The sequence below is a fragment of the Niallia circulans NBRC 13626 genome, from assembly GCF_001591585.1.
GTDB classification, from domain to species: Bacteria; Bacillota; Bacilli; order Bacillales; family Cytobacillaceae; genus Niallia; species Niallia circulans.
Genome location: NZ_BCVE01000002.1, coordinates 12,954 through 29,885 on the forward strand (window position 1 = coordinate 12,954; position 16,932 = coordinate 29,885).

The 16,932-nt window shown below is 33.9% G+C and carries 18 protein-coding genes; 4 read left to right on the forward strand and 14 right to left on the reverse strand.

Translation table 11 applies throughout. The annotated features are described in order from the left end of the window. Positions 1 to 151: 151 nt before the first annotated feature. Complete coding sequence (locus tag BCI01S_RS02535; RefSeq protein WP_061796590.1) at positions 152 to 1,024, reverse strand: LysR family transcriptional regulator; 873 nt, start codon at positions 1,022 to 1,024, stop codon at positions 152 to 154. A 156-nt stretch (positions 1,025 to 1,180) separates the two neighbouring features. Between BCI01S_RS02535 and BCI01S_RS02540 the strand changes: the two genes are divergently transcribed. Continuing rightward, positions 1,181 to 2,260, forward strand: coding sequence for an NAD(P)H-dependent flavin oxidoreductase (locus tag BCI01S_RS02540; RefSeq protein ID WP_061796592.1), 1,080 nt, complete (start codon positions 1,181 to 1,183; stop codon positions 2,258 to 2,260). 21 nt (positions 2,261 to 2,281) lie between these two features. Here BCI01S_RS02540 and BCI01S_RS02545 read toward each other — a convergent pair whose 3' ends face one another. The 6 genes from BCI01S_RS02545 to BCI01S_RS02570 form a co-directional block, all read right to left on the reverse strand. Further along, positions 2,282 to 3,157, reverse strand: coding sequence for a MerR family transcriptional regulator (locus BCI01S_RS02545; protein ID WP_047940114.1), 876 nt, complete (start codon positions 3,155 to 3,157; stop codon positions 2,282 to 2,284). Between the two features lie 380 nt (positions 3,158 to 3,537). Next, complete coding sequence (locus BCI01S_RS26315) at positions 3,538 to 3,768, reverse strand: YjcZ family sporulation protein (RefSeq protein ID WP_047940111.1); 231 nt, start codon at positions 3,766 to 3,768, stop codon at positions 3,538 to 3,540. Positions 3,769 to 3,889: 121 nt separating this feature from the next. Next, complete coding sequence (locus BCI01S_RS02555) at positions 3,890 to 4,744, reverse strand: protein-glutamine gamma-glutamyltransferase (RefSeq protein WP_061796594.1); 855 nt, start codon at positions 4,742 to 4,744, stop codon at positions 3,890 to 3,892. A 222-nt stretch (positions 4,745 to 4,966) separates the two neighbouring features. After that, on the reverse strand, positions 4,967 to 5,401 hold the full coding sequence (locus BCI01S_RS25590) for a hypothetical protein (protein WP_061796595.1): 435 nt from the start codon (positions 5,399 to 5,401) through the stop codon (positions 4,967 to 4,969). Positions 5,402 to 5,611: 210 nt separating this feature from the next. Further along, complete coding sequence (locus BCI01S_RS02565) at positions 5,612 to 6,052, reverse strand: cell wall hydrolase (protein WP_047940108.1); 441 nt, start codon at positions 6,050 to 6,052, stop codon at positions 5,612 to 5,614. Positions 6,053 to 6,330: 278 nt separating this feature from the next. Beyond that, positions 6,331 to 7,263 carry a helix-turn-helix transcriptional regulator gene (locus BCI01S_RS02570; RefSeq protein WP_061796597.1) on the reverse strand — a complete coding sequence of 311 codons (933 nt, stop codon included), beginning with the start codon at positions 7,261 to 7,263 and terminating at the stop codon, positions 6,331 to 6,333. A 97-nt stretch (positions 7,264 to 7,360) separates the two neighbouring features. Here BCI01S_RS02570 and BCI01S_RS02575 point away from each other — a divergent pair, with 97 nt between their 5' ends. Next, positions 7,361 to 7,966 (forward strand): DJ-1/PfpI family protein, encoded by a 606-nt coding sequence (locus BCI01S_RS02575; protein ID WP_061796598.1) that lies wholly within the window; start codon positions 7,361 to 7,363, stop codon positions 7,964 to 7,966. Between the two features lie 210 nt (positions 7,967 to 8,176). Here BCI01S_RS02575 and BCI01S_RS02580 read toward each other — a convergent pair whose 3' ends face one another. The 3 genes from BCI01S_RS02580 to BCI01S_RS02590 form a co-directional block, all read right to left on the reverse strand. Next, on the reverse strand, positions 8,177 to 8,740 hold the full coding sequence (locus BCI01S_RS02580; RefSeq protein WP_061796601.1) for an HAD-IIIA family hydrolase: 564 nt from the start codon (positions 8,738 to 8,740) through the stop codon (positions 8,177 to 8,179). Between the two features lie 484 nt (positions 8,741 to 9,224). Continuing rightward, the gene (hmpA, locus tag BCI01S_RS02585; RefSeq protein WP_061796602.1) at positions 9,225 to 10,445 is read right to left on the reverse strand and encodes an NO-inducible flavohemoprotein; all 1,221 of its coding nucleotides are present in this window, start codon (positions 10,443 to 10,445) and stop codon (positions 9,225 to 9,227) included. 198 nt (positions 10,446 to 10,643) lie between these two features. Then, positions 10,644 to 11,234 carry a DUF421 domain-containing protein gene (locus BCI01S_RS02590; protein ID WP_235844430.1) on the reverse strand — a complete coding sequence of 197 codons (591 nt, stop codon included), beginning with the start codon at positions 11,232 to 11,234 and terminating at the stop codon, positions 10,644 to 10,646. A gap of 399 nt (positions 11,235 to 11,633) precedes the next feature. Between BCI01S_RS02590 and BCI01S_RS02595 the strand changes: the two genes are divergently transcribed. Together BCI01S_RS02595 and BCI01S_RS02600 are read left to right on the forward strand one after the other, a co-directional pair. Further along, positions 11,634 to 12,140, forward strand: a complete 507-nt coding sequence (locus BCI01S_RS02595) for a TetR/AcrR family transcriptional regulator (protein WP_061796851.1) — start codon at positions 11,634 to 11,636, stop codon at positions 12,138 to 12,140. 69 nt (positions 12,141 to 12,209) lie between these two features. Next, positions 12,210 to 13,175 carry an NAD-dependent epimerase/dehydratase family protein gene (locus BCI01S_RS02600; protein WP_061796607.1) on the forward strand — a complete coding sequence of 322 codons (966 nt, stop codon included), beginning with the start codon at positions 12,210 to 12,212 and terminating at the stop codon, positions 13,173 to 13,175. A gap of 339 nt (positions 13,176 to 13,514) precedes the next feature. On the opposite strand, the gene BCI01S_RS25730 is transcribed toward BCI01S_RS02600, so the two are convergent. The 4 genes from BCI01S_RS25730 to BCI01S_RS02615 form a co-directional block, all read right to left on the reverse strand. Next, complete coding sequence (locus BCI01S_RS25730) at positions 13,515 to 13,895, reverse strand: DUF5661 family protein (RefSeq protein ID WP_235844431.1); 381 nt, start codon at positions 13,893 to 13,895, stop codon at positions 13,515 to 13,517. 153 nt (positions 13,896 to 14,048) lie between these two features. Further along, on the reverse strand, positions 14,049 to 14,759 hold the full coding sequence (locus tag BCI01S_RS02610) for a DUF421 domain-containing protein (protein ID WP_061796609.1): 711 nt from the start codon (positions 14,757 to 14,759) through the stop codon (positions 14,049 to 14,051). 483 nt (positions 14,760 to 15,242) lie between these two features. After that, positions 15,243 to 15,374, reverse strand: a complete 132-nt coding sequence (locus BCI01S_RS26135) for a hypothetical protein (protein WP_268874789.1) — start codon at positions 15,372 to 15,374, stop codon at positions 15,243 to 15,245. 506 nt (positions 15,375 to 15,880) lie between these two features. After that, positions 15,881 to 16,756: a helix-turn-helix transcriptional regulator gene (locus BCI01S_RS02615; protein WP_061796611.1), complete on the reverse strand. Its 876-nt coding sequence runs from the start codon at positions 16,754 to 16,756 to the stop codon at positions 15,881 to 15,883. Positions 16,757 to 16,932 lie beyond the last annotated feature (176 nt).

The window sequence follows — 16,932 nt, forward strand, 5'->3', positions numbered from 1 at the left end:
AATACGAACACTATTAGAGAGAACTTCATTATTCTCTTAAGAACTTTCCATATCAAAAAGCTTTTATAAGAAATGATTAACCATCCATATAAATAGAAATTATTAATTCTACTGTAACTCGGTCCTTCTTTAAATCTTCCTATAAATGTATCTAGCTCTCTCTTAAATCGTCCATCATATTTATAAATTTAATTAAGGAGGAAGGCAAATACTTATCCTCTCTATATATGAATAGTGTTTTAACTTTACTGAATGAACTTGGAATTTGATGCTGTCTAAGCGTACCTTCTGTTATTTGTTTTGCTACAACACTTTGTGGCAGCATACTAATACCTAAGCCAGCTGTTACACAGCCAATAATCCCATCAAGGGTTCCAAATTCCATCATCTTTTTCGGACATGCTCCCTCTGTACGAAACCATTGTTCAAGTCTTTCTCGATAAGAACATCCTGGACGAAATACAAGCAATGTTTCGTCTTGTATATCTTCAATTGTAAATATGGGAGAGTGAACTGGATTTGTTACAAGTATCAATTCCTCCTCAAAGACATCTTTTTGAATTAGTTCCGTATTTGCAATTGGTCCAGCAACAAATGCACCGTCTAGTTTATAGTTAAGTACACCAAGAATATTTTCTTTCGTAGAACCAGTTTTTAAGGTTAAATCAACATCGGGGTAATTTTTAAGATACTTTGAAAATAGGACTGGCAACCGCACTGCTGCCGTTGTTTCCATGGAGCCGATCATTAATGGACCTTTTGGTGATTGATCATCATTCATCACACTTTTCGTTTCCTCGATAAGATGAAATATCTTTTCAGCGTATGTTAACAGCATCCTTCCTTTAGCTGTTAAAGCAGTCCCGCGATTATGTCGATAAAATAAGGTTGTTTGCAGTTCTGCTTCTAATTGTTGTATTTTCATCGTGATATTAGATTGAGCATATTGCAGTTCTCTTGCTGCCTGTGAAATACTACCTAGCTTCGCAATCGTCTGGAAAACTTTTAATGTTTGCAAATCCATCAAAATCCCCCCTCTTTTTTGTTATCTAAATAACTGATGACAAATATCAGTATTATGTATTATTCAATATAGCAGATAAGCGTTATGATGGAAATATAATCAATTTAGCGGCAGCTATTTAAAGCAGAGATCTTACATAATAAGGGAGGAAGATACATGTTAAATAATGAAATGACAAAAATATTAAAAATTAAATATCCAATTATACAAGCTCCCATGGCAGGTGGAATCACAACTTCTGAATTAGTATCTGCGGTTTCAAACAGTGGGGGTTTAGGTATGATTGGAGCAGGATATATGACTCCTCTTCAAATGAGAGACCAAATAAGAAAGGTAAAGACCCTAACATCCAATCATTTTGGCATAAATCTATTTGTACCTAATAAGTTTGCGATTAGACAAGATACTATTCAATCAGCTAATCAATTGCTAAATCCTTTTCGAGAACAGTTGAATTTACCCCCAAAAGACAGCATTGATATTCCTGATTTCCACCATGTCTATGAAACGTTTATCGAACAAATAAAGGTAGCAATGGAGGAAAATGTCCCAGTCTGTTCTTTTACATTTGGCATCCCACCTGCAAAAGTGGTTTCTGAGTTAAAAACCGCGAATACTATTCTAATAGGAACTGCAACTACTGTGAGAGAAGCAGTCGAAAATGAAAAAGCAGGAATGGATATGGTCGTTATCCAAGGCAGTGAAGCGGGGGGACACCGCGGGAACTTTATTGATGATAAGAACAGAAGCTTAGTGGGTTCCATGTCATTAATTCCACAGGCAGCGGACAATGTTCGTATTCCAGTAATAGCTGCTGGAGGCATAATGGATGGCCGCGGGTTATTAGCTTCTATCTGCTTAGGGGCAAAAGGTATCCAAATGGGCACAGCTTTCTTGACCTGTATAGAGAGCGGGGCACAGCCAATTCATAAAGATATTATTACTAATAGTACAGAGGAAGATACAGTACTAACCCGATCATTTTCAGGTAAATGGGCAAGAGGAATAAAAAATACGTTTATTACGTGTATGAAGAACAAAGAATGGAATTTACCAGACTTCCCGATTCAAAACACATTAACCCAGGATATTAGAAAAAACGCAGTCTCTAAAAATAACAAAGAATTTATGTCACTTTGGTGTGGTCAAAGCCCAAGATTAGCTAAACAACAAACTGCAAAAATATTAATCCAGAGCATAATGGCAGAAGCAGAAAAAATAAAATCAACTATGTGATAAGGAGCAGAATTGCTCCTTCTAGTCTTTCAAGCTATCTAATGCTGGATACTGTAACAATAATTTTTCATTTGCTGATTCCAGTTGCTGACAATATGCTGCATAAGAAGCACTCAGCTTTTTCATAGCAGGAATAAATACATCATAATAGCCACTTGTATTATTAAACTCTTTGAAAATTTGTTGGATTTTATTAATGGGAGAATTTTTGTATTCCTCAGATTTTATGTACTCCAAGTATCGCTCTATAAAATCCTTACTTACAGTTAAAAACTGATCAGGATCTTCAATAGACTGCTTTATATTCGCCAGCATGTCCTGCATACTTTCTGTGTTCATATTGTTTGTACTTTCTATTAAGAATAATTGTAAGTCCTCCGCTAATTGAAGTGGCGGAACATTATCTAAAAACGCAATGATCTCTTCATATGCCGAGTCCTGCACGGGAGTAGTAATAGGCTCTTTTAAAAATCGTGCAAAATGCAGGCAAATAAAACGACCATAGTAATCTGGAAAAGCTTCTAATATTTTTTCCGTTACAGTTTCATGCTGTTCTATCATTCTCAGCTTCTTACTTATTTCAGCATAATCTTTACTAATGCCCAGTTCGTTCAGTAAGGATTTTTTCTCTTGCTCCCTCTGTAACGTCAATTCTTTCTGGGTGGATATCCTTTGCAGTGTGTTGCTTGTTCTATCAACAAGCACGGACCTAATTTCTTCTGTACTAAGTCCCAGTTTCCGAAGTACATAAATTTTCTTTAAACATTCAATATCCTTTTCACTAAAATCACGATAGCCATTTTCTAACGTATTCGGAATGAGTAATTTTTGTTCGATGTAATACTCAATCGCTTTTTTCGTTAAATTTGTTGTCTGACTTGCTTCACTAATTAACATGCTATCACCTCTCAACTAAAGCTTAAGCTACCCCCTAAGGTGATAGTCAATCATTTATTTCTAAAATTCCTTCTAATTCATTCACAAGAGCAGCTCCAATTACGGATTTAATATATCATTATTCGGCTGTAGTTGAAAGGAATAGAAAAAAGCACTCCTTATTTGTTGGAAGGAATGCATACCACTTCATATATATGTTCTGTTTTTTAGGTCAGGCCAATTGCTCCTTCCCCTGTCTCTCGATTTAGTAGTTCTTCTCCTTGATGGCAAGGAACAAAGACGATGTTACATTCATCAGAACCGTCTATCAACTAGGTGTCACTACCCATCCTTTTTAGGGGAAAACTTTATTATATCTTAAAGAAAAAGCGACATCATAATTAGAAGCAAATAAATGCTCCTACAATAATCAATAGGATAAACAATACAACAATTAAAACAAAGTCATTTCTTGGACAGGCTGGTGCGCAATAACCGTAAGCGGGTGCTGTATAAGCTGGTGCTGTATAGGTAGGAAAAGATGGCGCACTTGGAAAAAATTCAGGTGATACATTCGGCTGAGGAGCAGCATTCGCACCAAAAGTTGGAGGTGCATTTACGTTAGCATACATTTTCATTCATCCTTTCTTCTAGTAAGGCTATCCCTACATCATACTCTCAAAAATGAAAATGGAGCCCGTCTATTGAAAAATGGGTATGTACCCAGCAGCCACCAGGCAGAATAAAAACAAATTACCTTTTGTACATATATCCAAGCTGCACTAGATAGTTCTGATACCTTAAAGTTGATATAGAACTGCGGTTATGATGTACAACAGGTAGTTGTCGTTTGAACGTCGTGCTTCTTGTCTGCTGCCGTGTCAATCTTGATAAATGGGTAAATGATGGTCTCGTTACCAAGCTTGACAGAAATGCGGATCGATTACTAGCTGGTATTCTTATCTCATTAAGATTTTGAATAATTTCCTGATCAGTTCTTATGGAAAAGCCATGTCCGAAAAACCTCCCATCATCCAGAAGTATGGCATTTAGCCCTCTAAACCATGGAGCTGCTAAGTCAAAATCGGGATTTTCAAAGTAGATAATGTCACCAGGCAAAAAACTATTGGAATTAAACGTAACAAGGCCGAGGTCTGTGTCAACATGCCAGCTGTATAGATAAAGATTGCGAAAATGAGTATCGAATGCACTTTTCCCGATCGTCTGTAGTGTAGCATGATAAATGATAATAACAGCAGCAGTTGCACATTCAAATGCATAAAGCGAACTGTTCGAATAAATATCCATAATAGCATCAGAAGGCTGCACATCCGGGCTCAGCGAGAACCCCCCGGCCGAGGTTAGTTGCCAGTAAGCAGGGTTGCACCGAGATTGCTCGAAAACAGTAAACTGTGCCTCTGTTTCATTCATTGCTCTTGCACTATTAATGATATTTTTGCGCATTGTCAATTCGAACTGCAATTCCTCTAATGAAGGATAAGAATACATGTTATGATCATCTTGCATGTACTGCAAAATACTTCTTTCGATTTGATCCAATGGCCAATTTTCTGGAAGCTGAAAGGTTGTTCCTGCTATTTGTAACATTTGCTCCTCCATTCAACACTTTTCTTGCTGGGTATAATTTAAGATATTCTCCTTCCCGCTCAAAAATGTACTTAATTCTCATTGGCTATTAAGAAGCAAATAGTCTGTCACCGATATTTCTCGCCCAATCTTTTTTGCTATTGGCATTGTAAAAGTATAAATAGCATGTATGCTTAAACAAAACAAAGAGCAATGCTTGGAAGCATCACCCTAAAAAATCATTTAAAAACATGTAAACGAAACAATTCTTCTTGTATCAATACCAAAAATCATCCAAAACCTGCCGTTCCATCTAAAACCAGCTACAGATCTTGGTCCTATGAAAACAGGAAAAAACCAAAAGCTATCTCCATTACTTAGCCATATATAAGTATTTCGAAACATGCACAAGCTAATGGCACCTGGATCAATCGCAAATGGTGAAGCCGCTGCTTGCTGCGGAATAAACGGTGGAGGAGGTGCTGTTGGAGCTTGTGAAGGTTGTAATCCAGGTATACCTGATGGTCCTCCGAATCCAGGTATACCTCCAGGGCCTCCAACTCCAGGACCTGGGATACCTGGAGTTCCTATAGGTCCTGGCGCTGATGGGAATAGAAAATTCAGTCTCTCTGATTGTTGATAGGCATTCACAGCAGGATATACTTCTTGATTATACATACAAACATAACCACCTTATTTTTTATCAATGTCTAAAGTATTGTATGTTTTCTTGATTTTTAGGTAGCTTATCCGTTGTATAAATGCATGCCTATTTTCTTCCATAACTAGTTTGGCAGCTTAAAATATGGGGTATATTTAAATCTTTCCCTCTAAAAAAAGCCAAAAATATGCAAATAACATGCATGTTTTCAGCTTATTTATAAATGTTCATCCTCTATAAACACTTTCACAAGTTCCGGCCTTTGGTTCATAAAAACAATGTTGTTTAAATTGACCAGTAAAAGGCTGATCATACCATGTGGATGGACAAGGACCATATGGATTAAAGTACCACAAAGCAAATTTTGCGGGATGATCTCTCCAGTATTTCACATTTTGAAGCGCTAACCGTCTTTCCGATTCTCTTGCTCTTTGATAAAAGACATTTCCTTTTTGAACAGCTTCAAAAGAGTAATTTCCCCCTTGAACATGAAAAATGACTTGTTCAACGGTACGTAAATCTTTAAAATCTAAACAATCTCCAACAACACGGTTTACAATTACATTTCCGACATAGAGCATTCCTTGGTTTCCTTCACCTTCCGCTTCCGCTCTCATCATTCTTGCCATTAAATCAATATCTGCATCCCTGTATGCTATTCTTGCCATTTTTTCACCTCCAAAATATTTTATGAGAAAAAAATACCTTATAGACCTTAAGCAGGAAATATTGATCCCCCCTTTTAACTGGCACAGGATGCTGTAAGTTATAATTTACATTTTTCTATTTCTTTTTCTTGCCTATCATATATTGTCACTTTATCGTTGATTTTTTAACATTTTATTTATTATCTTTTTATGAAGATATCGAAGTTTATTTTCATCATAAGTGAATAAGGCTTTCGGAATTATGTATAGGTGGATGACGCTATATTGTTTCCCAACATCTATTCACTATATAAATCACTCAATATTAAAATTTTCCTTTTTATTTCAGCCTTTAGCTCTACGGGTTCAACGACTTTTGCATGGTTCCCCATTTGTATGAAATAGTCAGATAAAAAGTCTATTTCTGTTTCACTTATTGAACCATTCATGACTCCATACCCTTTACTGTCAATTGTAAGTTTATAATAAAGCGAAACATTCGATTTATATTTTTCTACTCCTATCGGTGTTAATTCCACCTTAAGGTCATACTTTTTCTTTGTTTGTAACATTGTAATCATCTCATGTAAGCTGGTTTCTTTTAGATTTAAATTATCCCTTCTGTCACTTAATTCAACTTCCGAAATACGATCACACCGAAAAAGTCTAAAATCTTTCCTAAGATAACAATACGAAGGACAATACCATCTTCCATATTGCGAAAATAACCCAACTGGTTGAATCTCTCTTTTAACACCCAAGTAAGAAATCCAAAGCGACTCATTTTCGATTGCTGCCATAAATAGCTCTTTTAATAAAGGACTTTCTTTACTCTGATTATCTATTTTAAAATCAATCTTATTTTTGATTAAATCTATTTCCTCTTTCATCTTTCCGTTTAAATTCAGATAAAATTTTCTTATGATTGACTGATATTCTGATTCAAAAGGTAGGCTGATAAAATGTTTTAAAGACAAAAGAGCAAAAAAAATAGAGAGAGTTTCCTCTTTTGTAAAAGAGACAGCAAGTAAATTTCTCTCTTCTAAAACTCGATATCCTCCGTTAGCCCCTACCTCTGAAATTAATGGTACCCCTAAAATACTTAATTCTTCTAAATCCCTTAGAATCGTTCTTCTTGAAACATTAAATTCCTTTGCTAAATCGTCTACCTTAAACTTTTTGACTCGATTAATATACAATCTTAATTCATTTAACCTAATTGCCTTGCTCAAAATTTTTCACCTCTTTTGCTAATTGTGTCATCATTTGTCACTATTACATTATATACTGAAGAAAGTATCATAATTGAATTTTCAGGAGGAATTAAGCATGAACCAAACCGAAAAAAAAGAGATTTTAATTGTTATTTTGAACGAATTTGCTGATTGGGAAATATCTTATGTAGCATCTTTCTTAAATAATACAGATAAGTATATCTCTAAGATTGTTAGTGTAAGTGAGGGTGTTATAACATCAATCGGCGGATTAAACGTTCTTCCAGATTACACCTTAGAAAGTGCCCCCGAAGATTTTTACGGTTTAATACTAATTGGAGGAAACTCTTGGCGTAAACCAGTAAGCAATAAAGTCATTCCCATAATAGAAAAGGCACTTACAATGGATATTCCAGTAGGGGCAATATGTGATGCGACAGTTTTTATGGGAGTCAATGGTTGGTTAAATGAAGTAAAGCATACAAGCAATGAACTTCATGATTTGAAAACTTATGCACAAGACAACTACACCAATGAGAAGAATTATCTATTAGAACAAGCAGTTACTGACAGAAAAATTGTGACAGCAAATGGAACAGCTTCATTAGAATTTGCAAGAGAAATTCTTGAATTATTAGAAGCATATCCTAAGGATTATATTAATCAACTTTATCAATTTCATAAATTAGGTTATTACGAGGCAAAAAAGATTAGTTTGTAAATATCAACTATTCACAATGTCCATAATTATCAAGATGGAAAATTATGGACATTGCGTTTTGACAACCTTTACTTTCCAACTTCTTTGTATAAGAAAATCATGGAAATCTGATGCTCCTTTAAATTTTCATCTTCCTTTTCCCCCGCTGCGTTAACTTAATAGCTTCAACGCAAGCTGTTTTATCCTTCTTAGACCAATGTACTCGTTTGTTCAAGAAGAAAAAGATAAACCTTTCAGATCGAATTGGCTATACAGCCAATCTATTGCATCCTTAATATCCTCAGCGATATATTCAATTTCTATGTCTTTTATTTTTTCGTAGTGTTCGTTTAATGCTGAATGACCTGCACCTGTTTTTACCAGTATCTTGATACTATTCGTTTTAGAAGCAGCTAACATATCACTCCATCTATCACCTATAACCACACAATTTTTTAAGTTTAATTTGTATTTTTCAGCACCATTGATAAGCATACCTGTATTGGGTTTTCTGCAATTGCACCCTTCGCTCCGACTATGTGGACAAATAAATATATCATCAAAGCCAATTTTAGTAAGTTCCTCCATAAATTCTTGTGAAGTTGCTTTTCCCTCTGATATTCCTGGTTGATTTGTAAAGGAGAGTACTTTTATTCCATCTTCCTTCAATTTACTTATTTGTTGCTGAGAATCAGAAAACAAGGTAAATTTACCAGGATAGTGTACAGTGTCATCTCCACCAATTGTTCCATCTCTATCTAAAAATACTGCCTCTATTTTACGATTATGATTCATGTAAAACAATCTCCTTCCCCCCGATATTAAGTAAATAATTATTTTAAACTACTTCCCTTAAAGTTTGGGAAGATACATAAGTTCATTTTCCAATGTAGAAATCTTCAAGAATGTCTGTTAGACAATACTTTTATACTACTCCTGGTTTTTTATTATCACTATAGCAGAACGTACGTTTCGCAGCAATCAGATATTTGTTCTTTTACCAAACATTCGATTAAAAATCCTTTTGGATTAACACCCGAATTTTTAGTAGAAAATAATCCCTTACATTAAAATTATTTAAATGAAAAATAAATGCATAACTTGGCATGCTAATTTATCAACATCAGCTAAGTTATGTATGCAATGAAATGTTAAAGTATTCACAAATATATTCTAATTAAGTATCCATACATAATACAGACACCTCCTATCCTTGGTTTGATGGAGGCGCCCGAATTTTTCAAACTTATTCTTCTATAGTACTTTGGCTTATTATTAATTATTCCTCACCCAAGATAGCTAAAGGGCTGAAGGATTCAAAGTGAATGTAACTTCTGGGTACTCCAATTTTGTCTAAGATTGAGACGATAGCTTGCATGAAAGGAACAGATCCGCATAAATAAACTTCTGTATCTTTATTCTTTATAACTGAATTAAGTAAATCCTGATTCACATAGCCTTTTAGATAAAAGTCAAGCCCTTGTTTGTCTTCTGTAGTTGGCGAATCATAACAAACTAGCGTTTTTAAGTTGGTATGACGTTTTTCTAACTGCTTTATATGCTCTTTAAAAGGATGATACTTACTGTTTTTGGTAGCATATATTAATGTAACTTCACGATTAGGTTGTTCTGAAACAACTGAGTTTAACATACTCAAAATAGGAGTAATTCCAATTCCCCCACTAACTAAAACTAATGAAGTATCTTTGGTATCTAAAACAAAATCACCCGCAGGGGCGGAAAATAGTAAAATATCTCCTTCCTTTATTTCATTATGTAAATAGTTCGAAACAATTCCCTCAGGAGTGCTTCGATCATCATCCTCTCTTTTGACGCTGATTCGGTAATAATCCTTACCAGGTGCTTCCGATATGCTGTAATGCCGAATGTGTGTGTATTTCTCACCAGGTATTGTAGCTTTAAGTGTTAAATATTGACCTGGTTTGTAGATCGCCATTTCCTTGCCATCTTTAGGCTTTAAATAAAAAGAGGTTACATCTTCACTTTCCTTTATTTTTTTTTCAATATAAAAATCTTTATATCCTTCCCACCCGCCAGCTTGTTTTTTTGTTTCTTCATATAATTTTTCTTCCAAACTTATAAAAGCATCGGAAATGTAGCTATATGCCTTTTCCCAAGCATTAATAATTTCATCTGTAGCAGCGTCACCCAGTACATCTTTAACTGCTTGCAATAATGTTTCTCCCACTACCGGATACTGTTCTGCTTTAATTCCGATAGCACGGTGCTTTTGAGATATTCTCTCGATAACAGGTTTAATAGCATCCAAATTTGTAATATACTCTCCAGCAGCATAAACAGTGTAACCTAATGCCTCTTGTTGAATTCCTCTTTTTTGATTTGTCTGGTTGAAGATATTATACAAGTCAGGTGCTTTTTCAAAGAGTAGTTTATAGAATCTTAAACCAATTTCCTTGCTGTGCTCCTTTAGTATGGGAGCAGTTGATTGAACAATTAATATCGTTTTTTCTTCTAACATGCTATACACCTCTTTAGATAAGTTCATTATTCTTGCAGCAGCTAAATAGTTTAGCTAAAAATCAAACTATCTCTTCCTTTTATAATAGAATAGGCAGACGTCTAAATAAAAAAGAGCTTCACGCTAGTTTCTCCCAAAAGTTGGTCTTTTACCCTAGCCTTTTGGTGACAGTACCCAATCTGCTGAGATCAAATTGCTCTATTTTCCATGTGCTTCTTTACTAGAAATATTCTTCTTAGATATATACAAATTATTAGTATTATCTACTCCCGCATAGAAAATCTCTGAACAACTCTTAATTTTTTGCTTCCTAAATTCAGCTGTCAACCATTCCTTATCTAAACCAGCAGTTGTTAAGTTTTCCTCCAATAATTCTCCATCAATGATAATATCTTTTTTGATAATTGAACTTGTTGTTTGAATGTGTATATCAAAAGGCGTAAGTGGTCGCTTATTTGAATTGAGCAATACAGATAAACTACCGTCAGTTTCCAGTATGGCAAATTCTACATCGGCAATATGAAAAACATCTTTCGACCTTAATTTCATCATTAATTCATTTATCGTTAACTTCATTTGCTTCATATTCTCATACACAATTATCCCGTTTTTAACCAATGTAACTGATTCAGAATTGATTAATTTCCTTAACTTCCAACTTTTCAAGCCTAAATAACTAGATAATACTGTTAAGATAGCAAACATTATAAAAGCAGTGGTGGCTGATAGTGTAGGAAAATCTTCATTAATAAAATCATTTGCAATTAATGACCCCATTGAAACTGCCATAACAAAATCAACAAAATTCATCTGTGATATAAATCTGGTACCGATTTTTCGACTGAGAAATAATGCTAAAATATATATTACAATACTCTTCAGTATAGTAATAAAAAAATATCTCCCATTTATGCATTACCATCCTTAAATTTATTATTCTTTAAGTAGTTTGTAGAGAAATTAATAAGCTATTCACTTTTCTTAATAAATCTAGTTCTCTATGTATGAATGTTTTTTATTCAACTTAAATTAAGCTAAGTCCACTTTTTTAGAATTCACTCCCTAGGTGCAAAAAACAAAATTTTATTTTTTTACGCTTGATTTTTTAAAAATTATCTATTATATTTTAGTTAGTAATTGATTAATCACTAACTAAAAGGTGGGAGTTTTTTGAAAGAAAAGCAAAATATGAGTAATCGCCGAGATGAAATTTTATCTGCTGCCATTGAAGTGTTTGCGCAAGAAGGATATTACCGGGCAACAACAATGAAGGTTGCAAATAAAGCAGAGATTTCTCAGCCCTATATATTCCGTTTTTTTTCTTCAAAAGAACTATTACTAGAAGAAGCCTTAAAATTATCGTGGTCTAGAATTCAAGCTGCTTTTTCACAAGTTATCCAATCTGCTTCTGTAGAAAATCTAGAAATAGAACTTATTCAGGCTTATGAAGAAATTATGAGGAATTATGAAAATGAAATCTTGCTGCAAATGCAGGCTCAAACAATAAGAGAAACTAATATCGTTACGCTTATGCAAGAGGAGTTTTTAAAGATACAATCCATCGTATATACAGCCTTTCAAACAGCTGGTGTCTCTAACCCCTCTGAAAAAACTTTATTATTTTTAGCCCGTGGAATGCTGTGTAACATATCCCTAGCTTTAAATTTGCCAAAATTAATGGAAATAGACGACTAACTATCGTCTATTTTATTAAAAAATAGTTATTGATCAATCACTAAATAAAATAGAAAGGCTGAACTTATTATGAAAAATGTTATTGTATTAGGTGCAACCGGCGGTACTGGAGCTGCCATTACAGAGGAATTACTAAATAGAGGAATTAAAACGATAGCTTTTGGTAGATCTATGGAAAAACTTCATAGCTTAAAAGAAAAATTGGGTAATAGCCATTTATTGACATTGGAATCAGGAAATGCCTTTGACTATAACAGTATTTATGATGCTGCTAAAGATGCTGATGTAATTTTTCAATGTGCAGCTGTTCCATATGTGGAAATGCATCATTCTCAAATCCCTTTAGGAAAGGCTGTCATGACTGCTGCAGATAAACTTAGCAAAAAAATCGTATTTATTGATGGAATATATCCCTATGGAAAAGCCAGAACCCCATTAGTCGATGAGGAACATCCTAAAAACCCCCATACAAAGAAGGGAAAAGTTAAACTTGAATTAGAAAAACTAATTTTCAGTAATGAGTGGATAAAGGCCGAAACAATGATTATAAGACTTCCAGATTATTATGGCCCTACAACAAATTTCAACTCCTATTTAGGGATGACGTTGGTAAATATAGCGAAAGGAAAAATATCTTCTTATATTGGTTCTCTTTCTATTCCAAGAGAGTATGTATATCTACCCGATGCGGCAAAAATGATAATAGAACTTGCTATGAATAATGATGCATACGGACAAAACTGGAATATCCCAGGAAACACTATAACCGGCAAGAGACTTATCCAGATAGCTCAATCTACAGCAGGAAAATCTGCTCCGGTAATCCCCTTAACAAGATATATGTTAAAGCTGATTGGAATATTCAGCCCTGTCATGAAAGAGATGGTTGAAATGTCTTATTTAACAGAAACTCCTGTTTACTTAGATGGCAGCAAGTATAAAAAGACAATTGGTTCCTTAATCCAAACTTCATTTGAAGTAGGTATAGCCGAAACAATTCGCTCCATTCAAAAAGACACTCAGTCAGCCAAATAATATATTCAGATATTGAGAGAATTTAGGATATAATTATTCTAGCTTCTAAATAAATTCCAATAATTAAACAGAAATACTAAAGAAAGATTCTTATATTCATTCTCATTTTTTAAGGCTGCAGTTTCATGAAGGTTTATTTCTAATACCAACAGCGTGAATACACGTATCTTACTACTAAATCAATGCTAAACCCTCGTGTAGTTCACGCTGTTGCCCTGATACCAATAGGAATTATCTTGTCTTCAAGCTGCTTTATTTTTTGGAACTAATTAATTTTATGAACGATTATTCATCTTTACAATTTGGCTATTTCGTTTTGCAATATAAGCTTCAGCTTCATCATTTATTCCAATAAGCTTTAGCTTCCTCTTCCAGTGCCTTTAATCTTTTGTAGTAATCAGGGAACTCATTAAGATGAGCTAATGCAATCTTTCCAGTAATAATAGGATCATCATCTGTGACATTTGTTTGACTAGATATTTTTCCATGTTCAAGCTCTGTAATTACTCCCATCCAGAACTCATCTAAATCAAACATACTTTTATTGAAATCAATACCTAAAAGTAAAGCAATTGCTGCCGCTTCTTCTCTAGAAAAGGATTTAGCCCGAGCTGCATAACGATTATTTCTATACCCATTTGTACTTGGATAAACGTAGGGCATCACATAATTACCACTGTTAATGAAGTGATTCAAATACAGACCATTATAATTGTACAAAGCACATCTCTCCTAAAAGGTAGTTATCAACAATATACGTTAATTACCTTTTTTTGAGCATGTCTAGTTAGTGCCAGATACGTTTTTCAACAAACTAGAAAATACTATATCTGCATAATATAATTCCAACGATAACTAGCTCTTTTATCATTACTATTCTTTGTCAATAGGCGAATGAATATGATCTGTAAAAGTATCAATATAGATATTCCCATTCGCTGCAAGAACTGCATAAACCACTTCATTTTTCGTTACATTACGTTTTCTTAACTCTGATTGCAGCCAAGAATCGGAAAGATTATTTTGTTCTAAGTTCTCCTTAATTATTTCACCATCCATAATGAGTTCAATTGGCAGCCTATGTTCAGGCAGCACCTGCACCATTAAATCCTGCCTAGTTACGCTCCTATATTGTGGCTTTTTTAATACTGTCATCGACCCATTCGTCTCAATAATGGCAAATAGAACCTCTTCTACATTAAACACATCTTTCTCTCTAAGTTGTTGATTTAAATAATCTATTGTATATCGCATTTTATTCATGTTTTTTTCTAAAACTTTACCATTTTGTATTACAATAGTTGGATCGCCAGCTAGAAATTTTCTTGCTTTCCTGTTTTTCAACGACAATATCGCAATGAGAAAAATAACGATTACATAAATAGAAAATGCAATGATCGTATGATGTACTTTTATAGAAGTATTAAATGCTAAATTCGCTGATATTGCTCCCATTGAAATTGTTGCAACAAAATCAAAGATAGTCATTTGCGATATAGTTTGTTTACCTAATATTCGGGCACCAATCAATAAAAGTCCAAAAGAAGTAATAGATCTTATAATAACTTCAATATGTTCAGGCATCGTTTCACCTCATTATTTGTTTTTTTGTTATTCTTAGCTTAGGATAAAATTATAATTCGTAATAAGTAATAATTCGTTTTTAATCGTATCTTACTTAATTAATCCTCTTTGTTCCTTTAATAAAGTTCAAGTTGGCCTTTTCATAGAACTCTCCTCACCAACCACTGCGGGTAATCACTTTTTCGTGTCAGAACATTCTAGACTAATTAGACAAAGCTCATAGTGTTGTTGTACAAGAAACTGAAATCCTCAATAGTATCATAACAATAAGTTTCAATGAAGTTCTTTGTGCCTACCTGCTTCCTCATGTCTTTAGCTATTTCGTTACGCCATCCAGGAGTATGTATTATCTTCTGTTTCAAATCTACAAATCTAACAAACACTTTTAAAAGAACGGCAGATGTATTTTTATGCTCGACGAACCATTCTTTCAACAAGACTTGAAGTAGAGGCTATTAATCGAAGAAACTTTCTGATTTTTCGTTACACTGGATCATCCTCTTGCAAAGCAAACTGTTCTACTGGAATAAGATTTTCACGGATAAGTATTAGCTTTAAAGAATATAATAAGATATTAAAGGTACTTGATTCTGTATAAGTTATATCTTTCTGCAAAAAAAGGCATCCTGCTTTATTAACTGGATGCCTTAAATTATGCTTCTACATTAGGTATATCCACATAGATTTATAAATCTTCACTTATCTATACTCCTTCACCGTTAACCTAATCTAACGGGTACGAAGTTCTGCGAATAAGCGAGTATTCGAGAAAAAATTGTATTAAACTGAAGGAGTTTAATGTGTTTCTTCATAAATATGACCTTTTACAATTTTTCCATTACAAAAGTACTTATTTTCTTAGCGCTAGCATAAGAAAATTGCTACCTTACTATTTAAGTTATTACTTCGCAATGTTTTTATAAAATATTACTGAATGAAAATTAAAAAATTCTGTTTCTTTGCGTCAGTTTTAATAGTTTTAAAACATTTCTTCTAATTCTTCAGCCATTTCAAATATCCTTTGATTATGCAGCAGATCGAATATTCTTATTAAGCTTTTTTCTATTAACCTAGTGACGTTTAGAAAGTAGCAGTAAATCAATAACGAATACAAAAATCCATCAGCCTTCATTAAAATCTAAATTAATTGGCTCTAGTGGTAAAGTATCTCGTATCAGCATATTTGTCGATGGCACAGAAAGATTTACTTCTTCAAATTTAAAACCATCAGCCCATACTTTACCTGTTCCTGTTAGCAGGACTCCGAAGTGGATCGATTTACTTTCTTTCGGAACATCTAAAACTATCGTATAAAAGTTCCAATCTGTTGTACCTTCTATCGGCCGATCGTCCATATTATCAAATTGGATTACATCGCCTAAAGCATTGTCTACTCGACACCAGACTCCACACTTTCTAACTTCTTCTGTCTTTATAAAGCAAGACATTTTAATACGTTTTCCTTTCCAATTATCTGCAGAAAAACTTTGCATCATTGTTCCAAATTGTCCTTCTCCTATATCTGCTTTTGAAGTCAGCAAGCCTGATTTCGTACCTGTATGAAATACTTGTTCATCTGTTCTCATTTCATATAATGCTGGGTTTGAACCGCTTAAATTCCATCCTTTAATTATTGTATGATCACTCATCACTTTTTCCTCCATTCCTTGAAGTATTCGCATTACTCTGCGGTATTTTCCTGGCGGCATTGTATATAGCTCTTTAAAAGAACGTGTGAAAGCTTCTTGTGACTGAAAATGTAATTTAAACGCAATGTCAATTAGCGATTCATCTGAATATAATAATTGCATTGCTGCTGTTGCCAGTCTTCGTTTTCGAATATATTCACTTATCGTCAATCCAGTTTCCTCTTTAAAGATTCGTGATAAATGAAATTTTGAATAACCGATTTTTGATGCATAATCCTCTAAATGCCAATCTTCTAACAAATAGTCTTCTAGAAAACAAATTACATCTTGAGCTACTTTGCGATACACTTTACTCACCTCACTTATAATATTAGAGGATAACCGATTATATTTTTTGATATTATTTGCTAGCTTTATTATGTTTTTAATCCGGTAGAGATTTTCTCTTGTGGATAGGTTGGTTTACAATTAGAACAATCGTTCCTATTATACCGATTTAAAGGCGAATATGAAAAAGGGAACAA